Annotated in this window: 19 protein-coding genes; 12 read left to right on the top strand and 7 right to left on the bottom strand. The window is 68.4% G+C overall.

What is annotated here, in order from left to right; genetic code table 11:
- Positions 1–86 precede the first annotated feature (86 nt).
- Entirely contained in the window at positions 87–464 is a 378-nt protein-coding gene (locus HLG70_RS06900) for a hypothetical protein (protein WP_171662472.1), read from the bottom strand.
- A gap of 115 nt (positions 465–579) precedes the next feature.
- Here HLG70_RS06900 and HLG70_RS06895 point away from each other — a divergent pair, with 115 nt between their 5' ends.
- From HLG70_RS06895 to HLG70_RS06865, 7 genes are all read left to right on the top strand, one after another.
- Positions 580–1,329: a gluconate 2-dehydrogenase subunit 3 family protein gene (locus HLG70_RS06895; protein WP_171662473.1), complete on the top strand. Its 750-nt coding sequence runs from the start codon at positions 580–582 to the stop codon at positions 1,327–1,329.
- A complete protein-coding gene (locus tag HLG70_RS06890) occupies positions 1,322–3,088 on the top strand; it encodes a GMC family oxidoreductase (protein ID WP_171662474.1) in 1,767 nt (588 codons plus the stop codon). The genes HLG70_RS06895 and HLG70_RS06890 overlap by 8 nt, the downstream gene beginning before the upstream one ends.
- A gap of 2 nt (positions 3,089–3,090) precedes the next feature.
- The gene (locus HLG70_RS06885) at positions 3,091–3,987 is read left to right on the top strand and encodes a c-type cytochrome (RefSeq protein ID WP_171662475.1); all 897 of its coding nucleotides are present in this window, start codon (positions 3,091–3,093) and stop codon (positions 3,985–3,987) included.
- 374 nt (positions 3,988–4,361) lie between these two features.
- A complete protein-coding gene (locus tag HLG70_RS06880) occupies positions 4,362–4,688 on the top strand; it encodes a hypothetical protein (protein WP_234102963.1) in 327 nt (108 codons plus the stop codon).
- A 14-nt stretch (positions 4,689–4,702) separates the two neighbouring features.
- Positions 4,703–5,416, top strand: a complete 714-nt coding sequence (locus HLG70_RS06875) for an MgtC/SapB family protein (RefSeq protein ID WP_171662476.1) — start codon at positions 4,703–4,705, stop codon at positions 5,414–5,416.
- A gap of 57 nt (positions 5,417–5,473) precedes the next feature.
- Positions 5,474–5,875: a DUF2946 family protein gene (locus HLG70_RS06870; protein WP_171662477.1), complete on the top strand. Its 402-nt coding sequence runs from the start codon at positions 5,474–5,476 to the stop codon at positions 5,873–5,875.
- Positions 5,876–5,923: 48 nt separating this feature from the next.
- Positions 5,924–8,059, top strand: a complete 2,136-nt coding sequence (locus HLG70_RS06865; RefSeq protein ID WP_171662478.1) for a TonB-dependent receptor — start codon at positions 5,924–5,926, stop codon at positions 8,057–8,059.
- A gap of 4 nt (positions 8,060–8,063) precedes the next feature.
- On the opposite strand, the gene HLG70_RS06860 is transcribed toward HLG70_RS06865, so the two are convergent.
- Genes HLG70_RS06860 through HLG70_RS06840 form a run of 5 tightly spaced genes read right to left on the bottom strand, consistent with a single transcriptional unit; the run spans position 8,064 to position 13,997 of the window.
- Positions 8,064–8,906: a VOC family protein gene (locus tag HLG70_RS06860; protein WP_171662479.1), complete on the bottom strand. Its 843-nt coding sequence runs from the start codon at positions 8,904–8,906 to the stop codon at positions 8,064–8,066.
- 34 nt (positions 8,907–8,940) lie between these two features.
- Positions 8,941–10,578 (bottom strand): ABC transporter ATP-binding protein, encoded by a 1,638-nt coding sequence (locus tag HLG70_RS06855; RefSeq protein ID WP_171662480.1) that lies wholly within the window; start codon positions 10,576–10,578, stop codon positions 8,941–8,943.
- The gene (locus HLG70_RS06850; RefSeq protein ID WP_171662482.1) at positions 10,575–11,405 is read right to left on the bottom strand and encodes an ABC transporter permease; all 831 of its coding nucleotides are present in this window, start codon (positions 11,403–11,405) and stop codon (positions 10,575–10,577) included. The genes HLG70_RS06855 and HLG70_RS06850 overlap by 4 nt, the downstream gene beginning before the upstream one ends.
- A 3-nt stretch (positions 11,406–11,408) precedes the next feature.
- A complete protein-coding gene (locus HLG70_RS06845) occupies positions 11,409–12,383 on the bottom strand; it encodes an ABC transporter permease (protein WP_171662483.1) in 975 nt (324 codons plus the stop codon).
- Between the two features lie 9 nt (positions 12,384–12,392).
- Positions 12,393–13,997, bottom strand: a complete 1,605-nt coding sequence (locus HLG70_RS06840) for an ABC transporter substrate-binding protein (protein WP_171662484.1) — start codon at positions 13,995–13,997, stop codon at positions 12,393–12,395.
- 208 nt (positions 13,998–14,205) lie between these two features.
- On the opposite strand from HLG70_RS06840, the gene HLG70_RS06835 reads away from it, so the two are divergent.
- From HLG70_RS06835 to HLG70_RS06815, 5 genes are read left to right on the top strand one after another with little or no spacing between them, the layout of a single operon-like run.
- On the top strand, positions 14,206–14,973 hold the full coding sequence (locus HLG70_RS06835; protein ID WP_171662486.1) for an endonuclease/exonuclease/phosphatase family protein: 768 nt from the start codon (positions 14,206–14,208) through the stop codon (positions 14,971–14,973).
- Complete coding sequence (gene clsB / locus HLG70_RS06830; protein ID WP_171662488.1) at positions 14,970–16,163, top strand: cardiolipin synthase ClsB; 1,194 nt, start codon at positions 14,970–14,972, stop codon at positions 16,161–16,163. The genes HLG70_RS06835 and clsB overlap by 4 nt, the downstream gene beginning before the upstream one ends.
- Positions 16,160–17,161, top strand: a complete 1,002-nt coding sequence (locus HLG70_RS06825; RefSeq protein ID WP_171662490.1) for a lysylphosphatidylglycerol synthase transmembrane domain-containing protein — start codon at positions 16,160–16,162, stop codon at positions 17,159–17,161. Before clsB ends, HLG70_RS06825 begins: the two co-directional genes overlap by 4 nt.
- A gap of 8 nt (positions 17,162–17,169) precedes the next feature.
- Positions 17,170–18,303 (top strand): DUF3182 family protein, encoded by a 1,134-nt coding sequence (locus HLG70_RS06820; RefSeq protein ID WP_171662491.1) that lies wholly within the window; start codon positions 17,170–17,172, stop codon positions 18,301–18,303.
- Entirely contained in the window at positions 18,290–19,048 is a 759-nt protein-coding gene (locus HLG70_RS06815; RefSeq protein ID WP_171662492.1) for an alpha/beta hydrolase family protein, read from the top strand. Before HLG70_RS06820 ends, HLG70_RS06815 begins: the two co-directional genes overlap by 14 nt.
- A gap of 16 nt (positions 19,049–19,064) precedes the next feature.
- Here HLG70_RS06815 and HLG70_RS06810 read toward each other — a convergent pair whose 3' ends face one another.
- Positions 19,065–20,174 (bottom strand): DUF748 domain-containing protein, encoded by a 1,110-nt coding sequence (locus HLG70_RS06810; RefSeq protein ID WP_171662493.1) that lies wholly within the window; start codon positions 20,172–20,174, stop codon positions 19,065–19,067.
- Positions 20,175–20,209: the final 35 nt, after the last annotated feature.

Here is a 20,209-nt window from a genome sequence, read left to right as displayed (position 1 = left end):
ATCCGCCGCGCTCTCTTTCTTACAGGAAACTGAATAATACCTGAAACCGCAACGGGCGCGATTGGGGCGAACCCGTGGCAGGCCTGCTAGCGCGGATCGGCGGTTCCGCCCGAGCCCGAGGATGCGCCGGAACCCGGCATGCCGCCATGGCCCGTCGACCCGGTATTGCTGCCGGGCGTGCCCTTGGCTCCACGCGTGTCGGCGCCGGCATCGTCCTGGCGCGGGCTGGATCCCGAGCGAGGCGCTTCGGGCGTGCGCTGGGCGCCCTTTTTTTCAGGCTGGGGTGATTTTGTTGCATCGGGCTGGCGGTCCGGCCTGGTCTCGCGAGTCGTGCTGGCGCCGGGCTGGGGGGCAGGCACGGAGGCCTGCGCCACCAGCGTTTTGCCTACGGTCTGCGCCGCCGCGCCGGCGGCAAACAGCCCGGCCAGCGCAGTTGCGCATAGATACAGAATGGGCATTTTCATGGTTGCTCCCTGAATCACAACGGTGACACACTGAGCCCCAGTGCCAACAAGCTGACGTGGGATCTCTTTTCACCCAGGGGCAAGTCGCGTGCCTGCCCCAGCAATGGAGTGATGCATGAGCGATCAACCTGTTTCCGGCCGCCGGGGGCTGCTCAAGGCCCTGGCCGTGGGAGTCCCCGGCGCTGCCTGGGCGCCCCGCGCGCTCGGCGCGCCCGCCGATGCCCCCCCTCCTCCCGCAGCGGCGTCCGCCGCCCCGGGCAATCGAACACTGAAGTTCTTCAACGCCCAGGAAGCCCTGATGATGGACGCGATCGCCGCGCGCCTGATTCCCGCCGATGAACTGGGCCCGGGTGCCAAGGAAGCCGGCGTGACCCACTTCCTGGACGGGCAACTGGCCGGCGCATGGGGCGCGGGCAGCCAGCTGTACCGGCAAGGCCCGTTCGAGAAAGGCACGCCAGAACAGGGCTACCAGCTGTCGTTCACGCCGGCCGAGATGATCCGGCGCGGGCTGGCCGCGCTGGATGCCGCGACTCGCAAGCAGGACGGCAAGACCTACGCGGAATTGGACGAAGCCAGGCAGGACGCCTGGCTTCGCGATTTACAGGCCGGCAAGCCCGACTTCTCGCCGCTGCCGTCCGACGTGTTCTTCCAGGCGCTGCTGGAGGCCACCATCGAAGGATTCTTCTCGGATCCGCTTTACGGCGGCAACGCCGACATGGTGGGATGGAAGCTCGTCGGCTTCCCGGGCGCGTTCGCCTCGTTCTCCAACGACATCGAACGCCACGGCGTGATCTGGGCGGGCAGGCCGGTGTCCATCGCCAACGCCGCCAGCCACAAGATGACGCCGGGAGACGGTCATGGCTAAGACGCTACCCGCGGTGGATGTGGCCATCATCGGCGGCGGCTGGACCGGCTCCATCATCGGCAAGGAGCTTGCGGCCGCCAGGCAGCGGGTGGTGGTACTGGAGCGCGGCGAGGCGCGCTGGCCTTCGCCCGACTTCCAGGGGCCCAACGTCCACGACGAACTGAAATACACGCGTCGCCACGAACTGCATCAGGACGCCGCGAAAGAGACCTACACGTTCCGCAACAACACCGACCAGAAAGCCCTGCCCATGCGCCGCTGGCAGTTCGCCTATCCGGGCACTCACCTGGGCGGCGCCGGCAACCACTGGTCGGGCGCCTACTACCGCTTCGACCCCACGGACTTCCGCATCCGCAGCCACTACACCGAGCGCTATGGCGCGGCCATCTTCGACAAGGAGCTGACCTGTCAGGACTGGCCGCTGAGCTATGACGAGCTGGAGCCCTACTTCGACCGCTACGACTATCTGATCGGCGCGTCCGGACAGGCCGGCAACATCAAGGGGCAGAAGCAGGAAGGCGGCAATCCGTTCGAGCCCTGGCGCTCGCGCCCCTACCCCAACCCGCCCATGAAGGTGCCCTACGCGCCCGCGCTGTTCGGCGAGGCCGCGCGCAAGCTGGGCTACCACCCCTATGTGCAGCCGTCGGCGCTCTGTACCCGGCCCTACGTGAACACCGAAGGGCTGCACATGAGCGCCTGCGTGTATTGCGGGTTCTGTTCCAACTTCGGCTGCGAGCATTTCGCCAAGGCTTCGCCGCAGGTCTGCATCCTGCCCGTGGCGATGAAGATGGAGAATTTCGAAATCCGCACCGGCGCTCATGTGCTGCGCGTGGAGCTCACGCCCGACAAGAAGCGCGCCCGAGGCGTGACCTACGTGGACGCGGCGGGCGAGGAAGTGTTCCAGCCCGCCGAAATCGTGGTGCTGTGCGCGTTTGGCATCAACAATGTGCGCCTGCTGCTGCTGTCCGGCATCGGCAAGCCTTACGACCCCTTGACGGACACCGGCGTCGTGGGCCGCAACTACACCCACCAGACCACCTCGGGCGTGAACCTGTTCTTCGACGAGTCGGTCAACATCAACCCGTTCATGGGCGCCGGCGCGGTGGCGGTCACCATGGACGATTTCAGCGCCGACAACTTCGACCACGGGCCGCTGGGCTTTGTCGGCGGAGGCTATCTGCAGATCCAGGTGGTGAGCGGCGCGCCCATCGGCTACCACCCCACGCCCAAGGGCACGCCCTCCTGGGGCGCTGAGTGGAAGAAAGCGGTCAAGCGCTACTACAACCATTCCGCGTCCATCACCATCACGGGCTCGGCCCAGCCCTGGCGTGGCGGCTACCTGAGCCTGGACCCGACCTACAAGGACGCCTGGGGCCTGCCGCTCTTGCGCGTGACCTACGACTTTCCCGACAACGACATCCGCATGTCGGCCTTCCTGACGGCCAGGGGCGACGAGATCGGGCGGGCGATGAAGGGCATATCGCGCACCGAGCCCGGGCCGCGCAAGCGCCCGTTTTCCGCGACCGCCTATCAGTCCACGCACCTCACGGGCGGCGCGGCCATGGGCGACGACCCCGCCACCAGCGTCGTCAACCGCTACGGCCAGGCATGGGACGTGCCCAATGTGTTCGTCACAGGGGCGGCGCTGTTCCCGCAGAACTCAGGCTACAACCCGACCGGCACCGTGGGCGCCACCGCCTATTGGATCGTAGAGAAAATCAAGGCGGATTATTTGCGTTCGCCGGGCCCGCTGGTGTGATCATGATCGAACATCGCAAAGGCATCCTCTTTACCCTCGCGCTGATGATCGCGGTGCCGGCCATCACCCTGATCGCCACGGTCTACCAGATGATAGGCACAGGCGGCGACGGCCCGATACGGGCATCGGCAGTGAGCGAAGCGCCCCGACAGGCCGCCCCGCCTGCCGCCCCGCCAGCGCCGGCCGCGCCGGCCCCTTCCCCCGCGGCCACGCCGCCAGCCCCAAGCCCGCCGGCGCCGGCGGCCTTGCAACCTGTTCCCGGCCGCAGCGCCATGGATTTCAGCGCCTCGCGTCCCGACTGGGAAGGCTTTCTGCGCGGCGCCGATCCCGAAGCCGGCAGGCTGCTGGCCGCCAATGGCAAGCCCGGCGCGGGCGTGCAGGCCTGCGTCGCCTGTCATGGCCCCGCGGGCATCACGCCCACGGGAGGGATGTTTCCCAACCTGGCGGGCTTGAGCAGCGAGTACCTGGCCAAGCAGTTGGCCGACTTCCGCGCCGGCACGCGGATACAGCCGCTGATGAACACCGTGGCGCGGGCGCTGAGCGAACAGGAGATCGGGCAGGTGGCGGCCTACTACGGCACGCTGGCCGGGCCGCCGCTGCACGTGGGCGAATTCGGCGGCGAGGCGGCGCGCAAGCTGGACCTGCAGGGCGATGGCGGGCGCGCGCTGCCGGCGTGCGCCAACTGCCACGGGCTGCGCGGCATGGGCGAAGGCCCGCTGCTGCCCCGGCTGGCCGGCCAGTCCAGGGAGTACTTCACCGACCAGATGACGGCGTTTCGAAATGGCTCGCGCCAGAACGATGACGTCGGCGTGATGCGCGCCTTCTCGCAACGCCTCACCGACAGCGAGATCGCGGCCCTGGCGCAGTATTACGCCGGCCCGCCGCCCACGCCCAAGTGAAGCAAGGCGGCTGACCGCCCTGGCCTGGTGAGGCCGGGCACGCGAGATTTTTTCCTGGTGTTTACCCTGATACGACCGGTATACTCGGCGCACTTTCAACATTCAAGAGATCAATGTGGACAACGACGGATGTAGTCGCAACACGACTGCAAGCGCCGCTTGACGCAGGATCCGCGGTAGTTTCCCGCGCCGGCCCTGCCTGAAGCCAGGACCGGGCTATCCGGCCACCCATCCTGACGCCAAGCCAGGACCCGGGCGGCCAGCCCTCCCCAACTGCTTACCGACGCGATACGCGGGCTTTGTTGCGCCCCTGTCCCGGCGGTCTGGCGGCGCATGCATGTGGACCTTCCACCGTACTCCCCCTGGAGACGACCATGCATATCAAGCAATTCATGCCGGCCAAGCCGGCCGCGCCCCTCTACCAATTCACGATCGTCAGCGCCAGCGCCACCTTGAACGCCATGCGCAAACAGCTCTATTACGAGCTGCAGGACCTGGGCCTGCGCGTCGAGGCCGTGCGGATCTCGCGCGCGGAATCCAGCCAGCTGGCGTCCACGGTGGTCACGCTGCATTGCCCGCCCGAGCTGCGCAAGCTGCTCGGCGCCGTCGCCCTGCGGCTGGGCCAAAGCCCGGACGTGCGGCGGGTGTATTGGGAACACGACACTGGCGCGGCGCTGGCCGTGCTGCCCGCCATGCATTAAAGAATGAGCAGCCCATGAAGAACTTCGAGAACATCCAATTCCTTGCCCTGGCCAATACGCTGGTCAGCTTGCTCACCGCCTTTGTGCTGGGCGCCATCGTGGGCTTCGAACGGCAGTTCCGCCAGCGCACGGCCGGGTTGCGAACCAATGTGCTGGTGGCGGTGGGCGCGGCCATTTTCGTGGACATGGCGTTTCGCGTGGGCGGCGCGGACGGCGGCGCCCGCGTCATTTCCTATGTGGTGTCCGGCGTGGGCTTCCTGGGCGCCGGCGCCATCATGCGCGAAGGCGGCAGCATCCGCGGCCTGAACACCGCGGCCACGCTGTGGGGTTCGGCGGCCATCGGCGCCTGCGCGGGTGCGTCGCTGATGCTGGAGGCCGTCGCCGCCACCGCGTTCGTACTGGCGGCCAACACATTGCTGCGCCCGGTGGTCAGCTACGTCAACCGTCAGCCCGTGGACGCCCAGACCACGGAGGTCACGACGGTAATACACGTCATCGCGAATGTAGAGCAGCGCCAGGCGGCCATGACCGTGCTGGAAGACGTGCTGGAAGCCGAACAGCTGCCCCTGTCGGAGCTGAAGATCGACCAGTTCGGCGAAAACGAGGTGGAGATCGAGGCGGCGCTGAGCGAGGCGTCGGTGGACGAGCTGGACCTGGACCGTGTGACGGCGAGCATCGCCGCGTCGCCCGCCGTGCGCACCGCGTTCTGGGCCGCGCGCACGGTGTAGCGTGCGCGCCGCAAGCGGGGACGCGCGCACGGAAACGCTTTAGAATGGGCGCCGATCATGCGCAGCCCTTCCTTCATGCCCCGCAACGCCGCGAGCCTCTGGCTGGTGCTGGCCTTGTTCGTGCTGAAGGCGATCGTGCCGCAGGGCTTCATGCCCGCGACCCAGCAAAGCGGCACCTTGATCCAGCTGTGCTCGGCGGCCGGCCCCATCTGGGTGGCGGGCCCCGCCAAGCACGACGAGGCCCCCGACGAGCGGCACGCGGCGCAAGCCGCAAGCTGCCCGATGGGCGCGGCGCTTGCCGCGGTATCGCTGCCGCCTTCGCCGGTCCTGCTGGCCGCGGCTGCCTCCGTCATGGCCCATCCCCTGGCCGCCCGGGCGCCGCCCCGCGTGGCCGACGGTTCCCTCTCCGGCGCGCCATTAGGCGCCCGCGCTCCGCCCGCTCTCACGGTATCCCGCTAGACGTTGCGCCGCCATCGCGCGGCAATCCTTAGCTTACCGAGAGTACTCATGCCTTCCATTTCCGCCAGGACGCATCGCGTCCTGAAGCGGCGCGCGGCCATCTGGACCGCGCTCGCCTTCACGCCCGCGCTGCATGCGCAACCGGCGCCCGTCGCCACCCTGCCCAGCATTTCCGTATCCGGCGACACCCCGCCCCTCACGCTGCTGGAAACGGCCGCCACCGGCACCTTGCTGGGACTGACGCCCTTCGAGACACCGGCCAGCATCGAGATCATCAGCAACGAGCAATTGCGCGCACGGGGCGCGGTGACCGTCACCGACGCCATCACCCAGGCCGCCGGCATCAGCGCCATGCGCCACCCTGGCAATGGCGGGTCGTCGCTGTCGTCGCGCGGATTCACCGATTCCAACTCCATCGCGCAGCTCTACGACGGCGTGCGCCAGTACGGCGGCGTGGGCCAGACTTTCATCTACGATCCCTGGGCCGTGGACCACATCGAAGTGCTGCGCGGCCCCGCCTCGGTGCTGTATGGCGAAGGCGCGATTGGCGGCGTGGTCAACGTGATCCCCAAGAAGCCCACGCGCGGACCGATAGAAAACGAGGTCCAGGCCACGGTGGGCACGCACGACACCCAGCGCCTGGGCTTTGGCAGCGGCGGCGCGCTGGATGAAAAATGGTCGTACCGCCTGGATGTCAGCGGCAACCACACCGATTCCGGCATCAGCCTGGGCGATTCGCGCGACGCCGCCATCACCGCCGCGCTGCGGCTGGATGTGTCGCCGGAACTGAACTTCACCTTGACGCAGGCCCTGGCCTGGCAGGAGCCCACGCGCTACTTCGGCACGCCGCTAAGAGACGGGACGATGGACTACGGCCTGCGCCACCAGAACTACAACGTGGCCGACAGCAAGATCATCTACCGCGACAGCCGCAGCGAACTGAAGGCGGAATGGTCGCCCAACGCCTCCACGCAGGTCAGGAGCCGCGTGTACTACATCGGCAGCGACCGCGACTACCGCAACGTGGAAAACTACGCCTGGACCTCCGCCGCAATGATCCAACGCAGCGGCTACACCGACATCCGCCACGACCAGGAACAGACCGGCGTCATCACCGACGCCACCTTCGACGGCCATCTGCTGGGCCTGGCGAACAAGGTGGCGGTGGGCTTTGAACTGAACCGGGCCTCGCTCAAGCACACCAACAACTCGCCCTATTCCGGGACCTCGCTGGTGGACCCCTGGGACCCGGACCACGGGCGCTTCATCAACGTGGCCGGCACGACGCCGCGCTACCGCAACACGGCCAGCCAATATGCGCTGTTCGCGGAAGACCGCCTGATGCTGACGTCCAGGTGGTCCTTGCTGGGCGGCCTGCGCTACGACCATATCGACCTGAAGCGGCGCGACCTGGTGACCGACCAGACCGCCTACCGGACCACGTTCAACAACGTGGGCTGGCGAGTCGGCACGGTCTACGACGTGCTGCCCACCCTGTCGGCCTATGGCCAGTACGCCGAGGCCGCCGACCCGATCGGCAGCCTGCTGCTGCTGTCTCCGGCCAACAAGAACTTCGACCTGTCCAAGGGCAAGCAGATCGAGGTGGGCGTGAAGCAGACATTCTGGGACAACAAGGGCCAGTGGACGCTCGCGGCCTATCACATCCGCAAGGACAATCTGGTTACGCGGGACCCGAACGATCCCGCGTTGCGCATCCAGGTGGGCGAGCAGTCCTCGCGCGGCCTGGAGGCCACCCTGGGGGTGGAGCTGACGCCCGCGTGGCGCGTGGACCTGAACGCGGTGGCGCTGCGGGCGCGCTATGACGACTTCAGCGAATCGGTCAACGGCGTCAGCGTGTCGCGCAACGGCAACGTCCCGACGGATGTGCCTGAACGCGTGGCCAACGCCTGGGTGAGCTGGAAATTCGCGCCGCAGTGGACCGCCAGCGCGGGCGTGCGCTACGTGGGCAAGCGCTACGCCGATTCCGCCAACCGGATCGAGATGGCCGGCTACACCACCACCAACCTGGCCTTGCAATGGGAGCCGCGTCGCGACCTGAGCCTGGCCCTGCGCGCCTTCAACGTGTTTGACCGCCAGTACGCGGAGACCGCCTACTACAACCAGACGCAATGGCTGCTGGGCGAAGGCCGGCGCGTGGAGCTGAGCGCCAACTACCGGTTCTGAGGGTTCAGGGGCTGACGAACGCCAGGATCAGGCCGCCGGTCTCGGTCGGCGGCACGACGATGCGCGTCTTGTGGACCAGATGCTCGACGCCCGCGCCTTCCAGCACGCCCTGAACGCGGGCAAGCGTATCGGTGCGCAGCGTCAAGGCCGCGGCCCTTTCCCCGTTGGCCAGCAGGGCCGACGCGTCCAGGCCGAAGCGCGTCCTGATGCCGGCCACGGTCTGGTACAGCACACTGGCGCGGCCGGCGCTGATCGCCACGCCGTCCTGCACCGGATGGGCCGCGCCCGGACCGAACGCCTGTTCCAGCAGCGTGGCGCAAGCTTGCGGGTCTGGCGTGATGTAGGTGTATTCGGCGATGCCGAGCGCGCCATTGGGATGCTGCTGCCATTCCGGGCGCCAGACCAGCTCCGGGGTCTGGTGCTGGCAGAAGAACACGCGGCCGTTCGGAACCCTGTCGGCCTGGATGCGCAGAGTGCGAAAGCGCGCGTCGCCCAGCAGCTGGCTGCCGGCGCTGACTGGCCGGTGGAAGCTGCGGGGGCCGTCGCCTTCCAGCGGCACCCGCCGTCCGGCCAGGTCCGCCCAGGTGGCGTCGGCATTGCCGGTCTTGAACACCAGCCCCGCCAGCCCCAGCGGATGCTCCCAGCGCGCGCCGGGAATGTCCGCCTTCGACGCTTCGACGCCGATCAGTTCCAGATAGTCATCGCCGAAGATGGCCAGGTGATTGCTGGAACCCAGCGAATGGTGGCCGCGGTCGGTCAGCTGGAATCCCAGCCTGCGAAAGCGCGCCTGGGCCTCGTCCAGCTCCTGGCCCGCCTGGATGACGACGTGGTCGATGCGTAGGGTCACACAAACTCCTTGGGTATAACGATATACAAAGGGCTCACGCCGCCAGCCGCGTGGCGACGGCGGCCGGGTCCCAGCGCCGGCCCGGCACGGCGGCCAGCAATGCCTGGGTATAGGGATGGACGGGATTGCCGAAGACCTCGGCGCAGACGCCCTCTTCCACGACCCGCCCGTCCTTCATGACGGCGATGTGGTCGCAGACCTGCGCCGCGACCCGCAGGTCGTGCGTGATGAAGACGATGGACAGGCCCAGCTGCTCGCGCAGCCGCGCCAGCAGCGCCAGCACCTGCGCCTGCACGGACACGTCCAGCGCCGACACCGGCTCGTCGGCGATCAGCACTTGCGGCTGCATGGCCAGCGCCCGGGCCAGGCCCACGCGCTGGCGCTGCCCCCCCGAGAATTCATGGGGATAGCGGCGCACCGCGTCGGGCGACAGGCCGACCAGTTCAAACAGTTCCTGTGCGCGCGCCAGCGCCTCGCGCCGCGGCGTGCCATGCACGATGGGGCCCTGCGCCACGATCTCTCCCACGCGCTGGCGAGGATTCAAGGAGCCATACGGGTCCTGGAACACCATCTGCACGCGCCTGGCGTGGGCGCGCCGGGCGCTGGCGCCTTTGAAGGCCAGCGGCTCCCCGGCCAGCGTGATGGCGCCGCCGTCGGGCGTCAGCAGGCCCAGCAGGGTGCGCGCCAAGGTGGACTTGCCCGATCCGCTTTCACCCACGATGCCCAGCGTGCCGCCCTCTTGCAGGGTCAGGGTCACGCCGTCGACCGCATGGGTCACGCGCCCAGGGCGGCCGAACCAGCCGCGCTTGCGGTAGGTCTTGGACAGGGCCTGCGTGGTCAGGATGGCCGGCGCGCCGGCATCCAGCGTGGTCCGCGCCGCGGCAGGCGCCAGCGGCGGCACCGCGGCGATCAGCGCGCGCGTGTAGGGATGGCGGGGGTGCTCCAGCACCTGGTCCGCCGTGCCGCTTTCCACCAGTTCGCCACGCTGCATGACGGCAACCCGGTCGGCGATCTCGGCGACCACGCCGAAGTCGTGCGTGATGAACAGCACGGCCGTGCCCTTGCGGCGCTGCAGATCGTGGATCAGGTGCAGGATCTGCGCCTGGGTCGTGACGTCCAGCGCGGTGGTGGGTTCGTCGGCGATCAGCAGCGCGGGTTCCAGCGCCAGCGCCATGGCGATCATGGCGCGCTGGCGCTGGCCGCCCGACAGCTCGTGCGGATAGGCGCCCAATGCCTGGGCGGGATCGGGCAGGCGCACCGAGTCCAGCAGGCCCAGCGTGCGCCGCCGGATCTCGGCGCGGGACAGGCGCGTGTGCGTGCGGAATACTTCGGCGATCTGGTCGCCGATGGTGCGCAGGGGATTGAGCGCCGTCATCGGTTCCTGGAAGATCATGCCGATGCGCTGGCCGCGCAGGCGGCGCAAAGCCTCGGGCGCCAGCTTCAGCAGGTCCTGGCCTTCCCATAGCACTTGCCCGGCGCTGGCGCGCACGCCCTGCGGCAACAGGCCCAGGATCGCGCCGGCCGTGAGCGATTTGCCCGAGCCGCTTTCGCCGACCACGCAGACGATCTCGCCCGCGTTCACGGCCAGGGACAGGCCCTTGAGCGCATGCGGCCGGTCGGCCCCCGGCGGCAGATCCACGGTAAGGTTTTCGATGCGGAGCAATTCGGTCATGAGCGTTTCAGCCTGGGGTTGAGAGCGTCGTTCACCCCCTGCCCGACCAGCGAGATCGCCAGGACGGTCAACAGGATGGCAATGCCGGGAATGGCGGATACGTACCACTGCACCCGGATCACCCCGCGGCCGCCGCCGATGAGGTTGCCCCAGGACGGCACGTTGGGGTCCGACAGGTTCAGAAAGGCCAGCGCGCTTTCCAGCAGGATGGCCGTGGCCATGATGACGCTGGCGTAGACGATCACTGGCGGCAAGGCGTTGGGCAGGATTTCGCGAAAGATCAGCCGCAGGTCGCCCATGCCCAGCGCCCTGCCGGCCTGCACGAATTCGCGGGTCTTGAGCGTCAGGAACTCCGAGCGGGTCAGCCGCGCGACGGGCGGCCAGGACACCAGGCCGATCGCCAGCACCACCGTGCGCAGGTCGGAGCCGAACACGGCCACCAGCACCAGCAGCAGCAGGAAGTTGGGCAGGATCTGGAACGCTTCGGTCACGCGCATCAGCAGGTCGTCGGCCAGGCCACCGTAGTAGCCGGCCACCGCGCCCAGCGTCACGCCGATCAGCACGGACACCAGCGTGGCGGCCAGGCCGATCGCCAGCGTGACGCGGGCGCCATGCAGGATCTGCGCGGCGATGTCGCGCCCGACCTGGTCGGTGCCCAGCAGGAAGCGCGCGTTGTCGCCCGGCCATTGCAGCGGCCTGCCGGCCAGGCTGAGCGGATTCTTCGGGAACCAGAGCCCCGCGCCCAGCGCCGCCGCGCAGACGGCCACGAGCAGCACCAGGCCCAGCACGGCGACCGGGCTGTGAAAGTAGCGGCGTATCGTCTCCATGGTTCAGCTCCGGGCGATGCGGGGGTCGAGCCGCGCATACAGCAGATCGACCACGAAATTGATGGCGATGACCAGCAGCGCGGACACGAACACAATGCCCAGCAAGGTGTTCAGGTCGCGCTGCACCACCGACTCGTAGGCCAGCCGGCCCAGCCCGGGCAAGGCGAAGACGCTTTCCACCACCACCGAACCGCCCAGCATGGTGCCTGCCTGCAGGCCCAGCAGGGTCACCATGGGCAGCAGCGCATTGCGCAGCATGTGGCGCGCGACCACCGCTGTTTCACGCAGGCCCTTGGCGCGCGCGGTACGGATGAAGTCGTGCGAGGACACCTCCAGCATCGAGGCGCGCATGATGCGCAGGTAGGTGGCCAGGAAAATCAGCGCCAGTGTGGCGGTGGGCAAGATCAGGTGCCAGGCGATATCCAGGATCCGCGCCAGCCCGGTGTAGCCCGAGGCGATCGTCTCGTAGCCGCCCGCGGGCACCCAGTCCAGCCAGACGGCGAAGACGAAGATGCCCATCAGGCCGAACCAGAACGACGGCGTCGCGCAGAACACCAGGCCCAGCGTGGAGATCAGTCCGTCTGCCCAGCCGTTGACGCGCCGCGCCGCAATCACGCCCAGCGCCATGCCGCCGGCGAAGGCAAACGACAGCGCCGACCCCATCAGCAGCAAGGTGGCGGGCAGCCGTTCGGCGATCACCGCCGCCACCGGCTTGCCGTAGATGGCGGAGTAGCCCAGGTCCAGGTGCGCCAGCCGCCACAGGTAGCTGCCCAGGCGCGAACTGGTGGATTCGTCCAGCTGGTAATGGGAACGCAGCGCCGCGATCGTGCCGGCATCCGCGCCGCCGATCTGCGCCACCAGCGCGTCGACGGTATCGCCCGGCGCCAATTGCAGCAGCAGGAACAGGCCCGCCAGGATGATCAGCAGCGCGGGCGCCGCGGCCATCAGCCGGCGCACCGCGAGGTTCAGGAAACGCATGCCGTGCGCCTACGCGGAGAGCCAGGCGTCATGCCAGTCGCTCGACGGCCAGCGCGCATTGTTGTGGCCGTTCTGCAACTTGCTGCTGGCGACCGAATAGAACTGCCTTTCGGTCGCCATCCAGATGGGCAGATCTTCATTGACGGCCTGGACCCAGTCCGCGTAGAGCGCGCGGCGTCGGGCCGGATCGATCTCGGACGCGGCGTCGTCGATCAGCTTGTCCACCTTGTCCGACTGCCAGCCGTACTGGTTGGTCCAGGGCGCGCCGGCCGGGCTGCCCGAGCGGTACCACACGGTGGTGGACACCGCCGGGTCGCCGCGGTACTGGTGCCAGCCGGTGGCGATGTCGAAACTGTGGTCCTTGTATACGGAAGCCAGCGCGCCGGCGATGTCGTACTGGACGATCTCGACCTTGATGCCCACGGTCTCCAGCGACTGCTGGATGAATGTGGCCAGAAGCGGCACGTCTTCGCCGTTCTGGATGGGTACCAGCTTGAGCGTGAAGCGCACGCCGCCCGCGCCGCGCTTGTAGCCGGCCTCGTCCAGCAGCGTTTCGGAGCGCTTGACGTCAAACGGATACGGCGGCTTGCTGCCTGCCGGGAAGAAGGTCTCGGACGACGAGGGAATGGGTCCGGTCGCGGGCTTGCCCAGGCCGTAGAGGAAGTTCTCGATGAAGAACTCGATGTCGATGGCGTGGACGATGGCGCGGCGCACCCGGACGTCGGCCAGTTCCTTGCGGCGGAAATTGAACTCCAGCGTGTTGTTGAACACATTGGCTTCCAGCCCCTTGCTGCGCACTTCGAACTGCGGGTTCTTCTTCAGCCGGTCCAGGTCCGCCAGCGTGAGCTGCGAGTAGGCGCTGAGCTGCAGCTGGCCGGTTTCCAGCGCGGCGGTGGCGGCGGATTTGTCGGTGATGATGCGCCAGACCACGCGGTCCAGGTAGGGCTCGCCGCGCCGCCAGTAGTTGGGGTTGCGCTCGGCGATGATGAACTGGCCGCGCTGGTATTGCACGAACTTGAACGGGCCGGTGCCCACGGGCGCGGTATTGGCCGGGTTCTCCAGCACGTCCGTGCCTTCGTACAGATGGCGCGGCACCACGTAGCCCAGGTCGGCCAGCGCGCGCAGCAGCAGGTCCAGCGGCATCGGGCGGCTGTAGCGGAATACCGCCGTGTGGGCGTCGGGCGTGTCGACGGCCTGCAGGTAGAGCTGCAGGGCCGTGCCGAAGTTCAGGTGCTTCTTCCAGAGTTCCAGCGCGTTGTACTGCACATCGGCCGAGGTGAACGGTTTGCCGTCATGCCAGGTGACGCCTTCGCGCAGCTTGAAGGTGATGGTCTTGCCGTCCGGATCGGCGGTCCAGGAGGTGGCCAGTTGGGCCACCGGCTTGCCGGCGGCGTCCAGGTCGACCAGCGATTCGATGATCTTGCTGGTCACGATGTACACGCCGGTGGAGGCGCGCAAGGCCGGGTTCAGGATGCGCTGCTCCGAGCCCAGGTGCACGTTCAGCACGCCGCCATGACGTGGCGCGGCGCTCTGGGCGAACAGCGACGTGGGAAAGGCCATCGAGGCGGCAAGCGCCCCGGAAGACAACAGGAACTCGCGGCGGTTGGTGCGCATCTTCGGACTCTGATTCTGCCTGGTGGGAAGCTGCGGATCTTAGGCCTGCGGCCTGCGCTTGAGAAATGCCGATTTCTCATTTGCTCATGCGTCCCCTACCGGGACCCGGACGGGGCATCGCATGCCGCGCCGCCCTTGGACTGACGTTTCGTTACGCCGCGGGAACGGCGCTTGCTCGCCCGGACAGATCGCGTATACCGGAGCTTCCATGGTCCCCTCGCACTATATCGACGCCACGACGCTGACGGTGCTGACCGTGAATACCCATAAGGGCTTCACCAGTTTCAACCGCCGTTTCATGCTGCACGAACTGCGCGAAGCGCTGCGCAAGGCGGCTCCGGACGTGGTTTTCCTGCAAGAGGTGCTGGGAGAGCATCAGGCCCATGCCGGGCGCCATGACTCATGGCCGTCCCAATCCCAATATGAGTTCCTGGCGGACACGCTGTGGACGGACTACGCCTATGGCCGCAACGCCGTCTATCCGGAAGGCCACCACGGCAATGCGATCCTGTCGCGCTATCCGATCGAGCGGCACCATAACCATGACGTGAGCGTGGATGGCCATGAGGGCCGCGGCTTGCTGCATTGCGTGCTGCGTCCGCCTTCCCTGCCCGCCCCGGTCCATGCGATCTGCGTCCATCTGGGGCTGCTGGAGCACCACCGCGGCCAGCAGTTGCGCCGCCTGTGCGAACTGGTTACGCACGGCGTGCCCGCCAATGAGCCCCTGCTCATCGCCGGCGATTTCAACGACTGGCGCCTGCGCGCCGACCGCCTGATGCGGGACTGCGGCACTCGCGAGGTGTTCACTTCCCGACTGGGCCGTCCCGCCAGGACCTTTCCCGCGCGCTGGCCCTTCCTGCGCCTGGACCGCATCTATGTGCGCAGCGTGCGCGACTGGCAGCCGGTGCCGCTGGCCTCGCGGGTGTGGTCACGCTTGTCCGACCACGTGCCGATCTGCGCGGAGATAGCGCTATGAACCTGGGCTGGCGCGAACACAACCGCTACACCCTGCTCGAAAACGGCACCGAATATTTTCCCGCCGTGATCGAGGCCATCGAGGCCGCGCAGAGCGAGGTGCTGGTGGAGACCTTCATCCTCTTTGACGATGCCGTGGGCCAGGACATCCAGCGCGCCCTGATCGCCGCGGCTCGGCGCGGAGTCAGCGTGGACATGACGGTCGATGGCTATGGGTCCGACGAGTTGAGCGACGCCTTCGTCGGGGCCATGACGGAAAGCGGGATCCGCTTTCACGTGTTCGACCCGCGTCCGCGCTTCCTGGGAGTACGCACCAATGTGTTCCGGCGCATGCACCGGAAGATCGTGGCCGTGGACCGGCGGCTCGCGTTCGTCGGCGGCATCAATTTCTCGGCGGACCACCTGCCCGAGTTCGGGCCCGAGGCCAAGCAGGACTACGCGGTGCGGCTGGAGGGCCCCCTGGCGGCGGACATCGCGGACTTTGCCCGGGACGCGCTTGGCAATGGCCGGCCGCGCCGCCAGCGCCGCCGGGCGGCGCGCCTGGACTCGATGCCCGCCGGCGACGGCGGCGGCCGCCTGGTGGTGCGCGACAACGTAAGCCACCAGAGCGACATCGAACGCTATTACCGCGCCGGCGTACGGTCCGCGCGCCAGGACGTGCTGATCGCCAACGCCTACTTTTTCCCCGGCTATCACCTGCTGCGCGACCTGGCCAACGCGGCCCGCCGCGGCGTGCGCGTCAGGCTGCTGCTGCAGGGCGAGCCCGATGTGCTGGTGGCCCGGCTGGCGGCGACGATGCTCTACGACTACCTGATAGACGCCGGCGTGGAGATCTACGAATACTGCAAGCGGCCGCTGCACGGCAAAGTGGCCTGCGTGGACGACGACTGGTCGACGATAGGATCCAGCAACCTGGATCCGCTGAGCCTGGCCTTGAACCTGGAAGCCAATGTGGTGGCGCGGGACGCGTCGCTCAACGCCTCGCTGCGCCGCAGCCTGGACCAGCTGATTGAGCAGGACTGCCGCCCCGTCGAATTGCCCAAGGATTCCAAGCGCCGGCTTCGGCGCCTGTGGATCGGCGTGGTGGTGTTTCACTTCCTGCGGCGCTTTCCCGCCTGGGCCGGCAGCCTGCCCGCCCACAAGCCCCGCCTGCACTCCATTGCGGCCGAGACCGGCAGGGAGACGGCATGAGGGTCTTCCGTTCCTCCGCAATGAGGGCCCTGCGGCACCGCTGGCCACGGATCAAGCGCGTCCTGCCCGTGCTGGTGCTGCTGGTGGTGGCCGGGCTGCTGTATTACTTCGGGCGCTCGGTGGACTGGCCGCAGGTCTGGATCGCCATGCGCAAGATTCCGAATGAGACGATTGCGGTGGCGGCGGGGATGGTGCTGGCGGGCTATCTGGCCTATGGCAGCCTGGACCTGCTGGCCAGGCGCTACACGCACCATGCCCTGGCGGCCCCCAAGGTGCTGGGCGTGGCGATGGTGAGCTACGCCTTGAACCTGAACCTGGGCGTGCTGCTGGGCGGGCTGGGCGCGCGCCTGCGCCTGTACACGCGGCTGGGTTGCCGCAAGTCCGTCGCGACCCGGGTGGCCTTGTTCTCGGCCGCTTCGAACTGGATCGGCTATGGCTGGCTGGCCGGCGCGCTGTTCGCATGGGGCGCGGTGCCGGTGCCCGCGGGCTGGGAGATCGGTTCGGGCATGCTGCGCCTGCTGGGCGCGGCCCTGCTGGCCCTGGCCGGCGCCTATGCGCTGACCTGCGCGAGATCCCGCCGCCGGACCTGGACCTGGATGGGCCAGCGCGTGGCCTTGCCCAGCGGGGGCATGGCGATCGCGCAAAGCGCCGTCGCCGCGCTGTCCTGGGCGATCATGGGCGGCATCGTCTATGTGCTGCTGCAGGGCAAGGCCAGCTACCCGGCGGTGCTGGGCATCCTGCTTTGCACCAGCTTTGCCGCCGTCATCACCCGGGTGCCGGGCGGACTGGGCACCACGGAGGCCATTTTCGTGGCCGCGCTGGCGCCGCAGATCCCTGCGGCCGAGGTCCTGGGCGCGGCGCTGACCTACCGCGCGCTTTACGCGCTGGCGCCCCTGTGCCTGGCGCTGGCGGCCTTCCCGCTGGTCGAACTGCGCCTCGGCCTGCGCCGCCCTAAGGCTCCCGCGCCACCCGGCGGCCCGGCACGGCGCTTGCTGTGAACCCCGCCATGAACCGTCCCCCTGATTCCAGCGGCACCGGAACGGTCGCCGCCTATCCCCGGCGCGCGGGCGCGTCCGAGCATGAAATCGCTTCCCAGGAAGCGCTTGCCTTGCGGCTGGCCGCCCTGCTGGGGCTGCGCTTTGTGCCCGGTTTCCGGCCCAGCAGGCATCGCGGCGAGCCTCCGCCCTACTATGTGCCGGACCGCAGCATCACCAGCCTCGCGCGCGCCGCGCAACTGGGCATCACGCGCGCGGCCGACCTGTACGGCGGCGTGACGCCGCACGCCTTTGTTGCGTCCAAATCCATTACCCATGGGGTGCTGGACGCGCAGGCCAAGGCGCCCGAGGGCTGGGTGCGGGCCTTGGCCGACGAGTTGCGCGAGGTGGTGCTCAACGGCTATTCCGCCTTCACGCTGGAAGACGCCCACCGCGCCGGCTTACGGCTGCTGCGGCATGGACCGCTGCGCATCAAGCCGGCGGACGCCACCGCGGGCCGCGGCCAGATCGTCGTCACTACGCCGGAGGAACTGCGCAAGGGCCTCGCCCCGCAGCACGCCGCGTCCGTCCGCCGGCTGGGGCTGGTGCTGGAGGAAGACCTGGCGGAGATATCCACCTACAGCGTAGGCTGGGCGCGCGTGGGCAAGCTGGAGACCTCCTATGTCGGCACACAGTGCCTGACGCCGGACAACGACGGAATTCCCGTCTACGGAGGCTCCACGCTCTGCTTTGCCCGCGGCGGCTTTGACCAGCTGCGGGCGCTGGACCTGTCCGGCGAGCAGCGCCAGGCCGTCGAACTGGCGTGCCGCTACGACACGGCGGTTTCCACCGCCTATCCGGACTTCTACGCCTCGCGCCGCAACTACGACGTCGCCATCGGACGCACCGCAAGGGGCGAACCCCGCGCCGGCGTGCTCGAGCAGTCCTGGCGCGCGGGTGGCGCCAGCATCGCCGAACTGGCCGCGCTGCAGGCGTTCATGCTGTCCCCGTCCCTGAAAACAGTGCTGGCGGACACCCGCGAGCGCTATGGCCGGGACGAACCGGAGCCGGCGCCGCAGCGCTATGTGTACCGCGGCGAGGACTCCGCCGTAGGCATGATCACCAAGTCCGGCGGCATCCTGGAGGAGGACGATGGCGGCCTATAGCGACCCGATCCACATCGAAGTGGCGGACCAGCGCCTGGCGGGCACCTTCCTCACACCGGAAAGCAAGGTGCCTGGCGTCCTGTTCATCCACGGCTGGGGCGGCGACCAGGCGTTCGACCTGGCCCGGGCCAAGGGCATCGCCGCGCTTGGCTGCGTCTGCCTCACCTTCGACCTGCGTGGCCACGCCGCGACCCAGGCGCAGCAGATGCGGGTGTCGCGCGACGACAATCTGCGCGACGTCATGGCGGCCTATGACCGGCTGGCGTCCCATCCGTCGCTCGACAGCGGCTCGGTCGCGGTGGTGGGCAGCAGCTATGGGGGCTACCTGGCCGCCATCCTGAGCGGGCTGCGGCGCGTGCGCTGGCTGGCGCTGCACGTGCCCGCGCTGTATCGGGACGACGAATGGATGCTGCCCAAGAACCAGCTCAATCGCGACACGCTGCGCGCCTACCGCAACAGCCATGTGGAACCGGAAAGCAACCGGGCGCTGTCGGCCTGCGCCGAGTTCCCGGGAGACGTGCTTATCGTCGAGGCCGAGCACGACCTCTATATTCCGCACTCCACGATCATGAGCTACCGGTCCGCGTTCAGGCGGTCGCATTCGCTGACGCACCGCATCCTGGATGGCGCGGATCATGGCCTGAGCGACAAGGCGTCGCAGCAGGCCTACACGTCCATCCTGGTGAACTGGGTGACGGAGATGGTCATGGGCGCGCGCGTGGGCCGTCCCCGGCCCGCGCCATGATGGCCGCCCGCGCCGCTCAGGGCTTGGGGCTGAGCAGGTCGGACAGCGCGTTGCCCAATTCCTTGACGGCGCCGCTGACGCCTTCGGCCGCGCCTTCCGCGCCCACGCCGATCGCCTTGCCGAAACCCTGTGCGACCTGGGCCGAGAAGCCGCGCGTGACCGAGAACTTTGGATTATCCAGCTTGCCAGCCAGCTCGAATTGAAAGCGCACCGTCCCGCTCTTGTCCTTCAGCGCGGCCAGCACGGCCTTGCGCGGCAGGGAGAACAGGTTGCCGTCCCCGCCGAACTTCAGGCCGTGCAGCGCCACGGCGCCCGAAGCGCGCAATTCGCGCCTGGCAATGGTGGTCTTCATGTCCAGGTCCATCGCCCCGCCCGTCAGGGACCCCGCGCCGTTCTCCGACAGATACGGCGCCGCGTAGCGGATGTCCATGTTGCGCACCGCCACCGTCATGTCGGTATCGGTGCCGCCGATCACCACCTGCCCATGCGCCCGCACTGTCGATTCCCCATTGCGGTTGTCTTCGATCTTGCCGCTGAACTCCATTTCGCTGGGAGAACCGTCGCCGGGGATCATCACGGGGCGCAGACGCGCCTGCACCGCTGTAAAGGGAATGCGGTGCGGCGGCTTCGAGACCACGCCATCCAGGTAGTCCAGCCGCCCGTCGCGCAGGATCAGGTCCGCGACGTGGATGGGCGTGCTGCGGCGCGACGGGGAATCGCCGCCGGCTCCGGCACGCAACGCGGCCTGCACGGCGGGCGATATCTGCATATCGCCGTCCGCGCCACGGACGACCGCGAAATCGAAACCCTCGATGAGCACACGCTTGAAAACCGCCTCGTGCTGCAAGAACGCCGACCATTCCGGTTCAAGCACGATGCGGCGCGCCCGCGCGCCCGCCTGCCCCGAGGCGCCTGGCACGACCACGTCCGTCAGCACCACCTGCCTGAACCCGACCTGCACGTCGCCCACCTGGCTGCGCGGGCCCAGCATGCTTGCGATGCGCTGCTCGGCGATGCGGATCGCCGCAAATGCCAGGACCGCAGCAAGCGCTCCGATCAGAAGCAGGATGGCCAGGGCGTTGCCCCAGCGTGACCGGCCAGGCTGGGCGGCTGCGTTCAAGCTCATTGTGGTTCCCGAAGTTAGCGGTGGCGGCGGCGCCC

This window comes from Achromobacter deleyi, from assembly GCF_013116765.2.
GTDB classification, from domain to species: Bacteria; Pseudomonadota; Gammaproteobacteria; order Burkholderiales; family Burkholderiaceae_B; genus Achromobacter; species Achromobacter deleyi_A.
This window is presented reverse-complemented; position numbering and strand designations above follow the sequence as displayed.

Coding starts and splice junctions, on each gene's coding strand:
- HLG70_RS06895 (WP_171662473.1), top strand. CDS start 580: ATGAGCGATCAACCTGTTTCCGGCCGCCGGGGGCTGCTCAAGGCCCTG.
- HLG70_RS06880 (WP_234102963.1), top strand. CDS start 4,362: ATGCATATCAAGCAATTCATGCCGGCCAAGCCGGCCGCGCCCCTCTAC.
- clsB (WP_171662488.1), top strand. CDS start 14,970: ATGAACCTGGGCTGGCGCGAACACAACCGCTACACCCTGCTCGAAAAC.
- HLG70_RS06815 (WP_171662492.1), top strand. CDS start 18,290: ATGGCGGCCTATAGCGACCCGATCCACATCGAAGTGGCGGACCAGCGC.
- HLG70_RS06890 (WP_171662474.1), top strand. CDS start 1,322: ATGGCTAAGACGCTACCCGCGGTGGATGTGGCCATCATCGGCGGCGGC.
- HLG70_RS06855 (WP_171662480.1), bottom strand. CDS start 10,578: ATGACCGAATTGCTCCGCATCGAAAACCTTACCGTGGATCTGCCGCCG.
- HLG70_RS06900 (WP_171662472.1), bottom strand. CDS start 464: ATGAAAATGCCCATTCTGTATCTATGCGCAACTGCGCTGGCCGGGCTG.
- HLG70_RS06835 (WP_171662486.1), top strand. CDS start 14,206: ATGGTCCCCTCGCACTATATCGACGCCACGACGCTGACGGTGCTGACC.
- HLG70_RS06820 (WP_171662491.1), top strand. CDS start 17,170: ATGAACCGTCCCCCTGATTCCAGCGGCACCGGAACGGTCGCCGCCTAT.
- HLG70_RS06885 (WP_171662475.1), top strand. CDS start 3,091: ATGATCGAACATCGCAAAGGCATCCTCTTTACCCTCGCGCTGATGATC.
- HLG70_RS06850 (WP_171662482.1), bottom strand. CDS start 11,405: ATGGAGACGATACGCCGCTACTTTCACAGCCCGGTCGCCGTGCTGGGC.
- HLG70_RS06875 (WP_171662476.1), top strand. CDS start 4,703: ATGAAGAACTTCGAGAACATCCAATTCCTTGCCCTGGCCAATACGCTG.
- HLG70_RS06840 (WP_171662484.1), bottom strand. CDS start 13,997: ATGCGCACCAACCGCCGCGAGTTCCTGTTGTCTTCCGGGGCGCTTGCC.
- HLG70_RS06865 (WP_171662478.1), top strand. CDS start 5,924: ATGCCTTCCATTTCCGCCAGGACGCATCGCGTCCTGAAGCGGCGCGCG.
- HLG70_RS06870 (WP_171662477.1), top strand. CDS start 5,474: ATGCGCAGCCCTTCCTTCATGCCCCGCAACGCCGCGAGCCTCTGGCTG.
- HLG70_RS06810 (WP_171662493.1), bottom strand. CDS start 20,174: ATGAGCTTGAACGCAGCCGCCCAGCCTGGCCGGTCACGCTGGGGCAAC.
- HLG70_RS06845 (WP_171662483.1), bottom strand. CDS start 12,383: ATGCGTTTCCTGAACCTCGCGGTGCGCCGGCTGATGGCCGCGGCGCCC.
- HLG70_RS06825 (WP_171662490.1), top strand. CDS start 16,160: ATGAGGGTCTTCCGTTCCTCCGCAATGAGGGCCCTGCGGCACCGCTGG.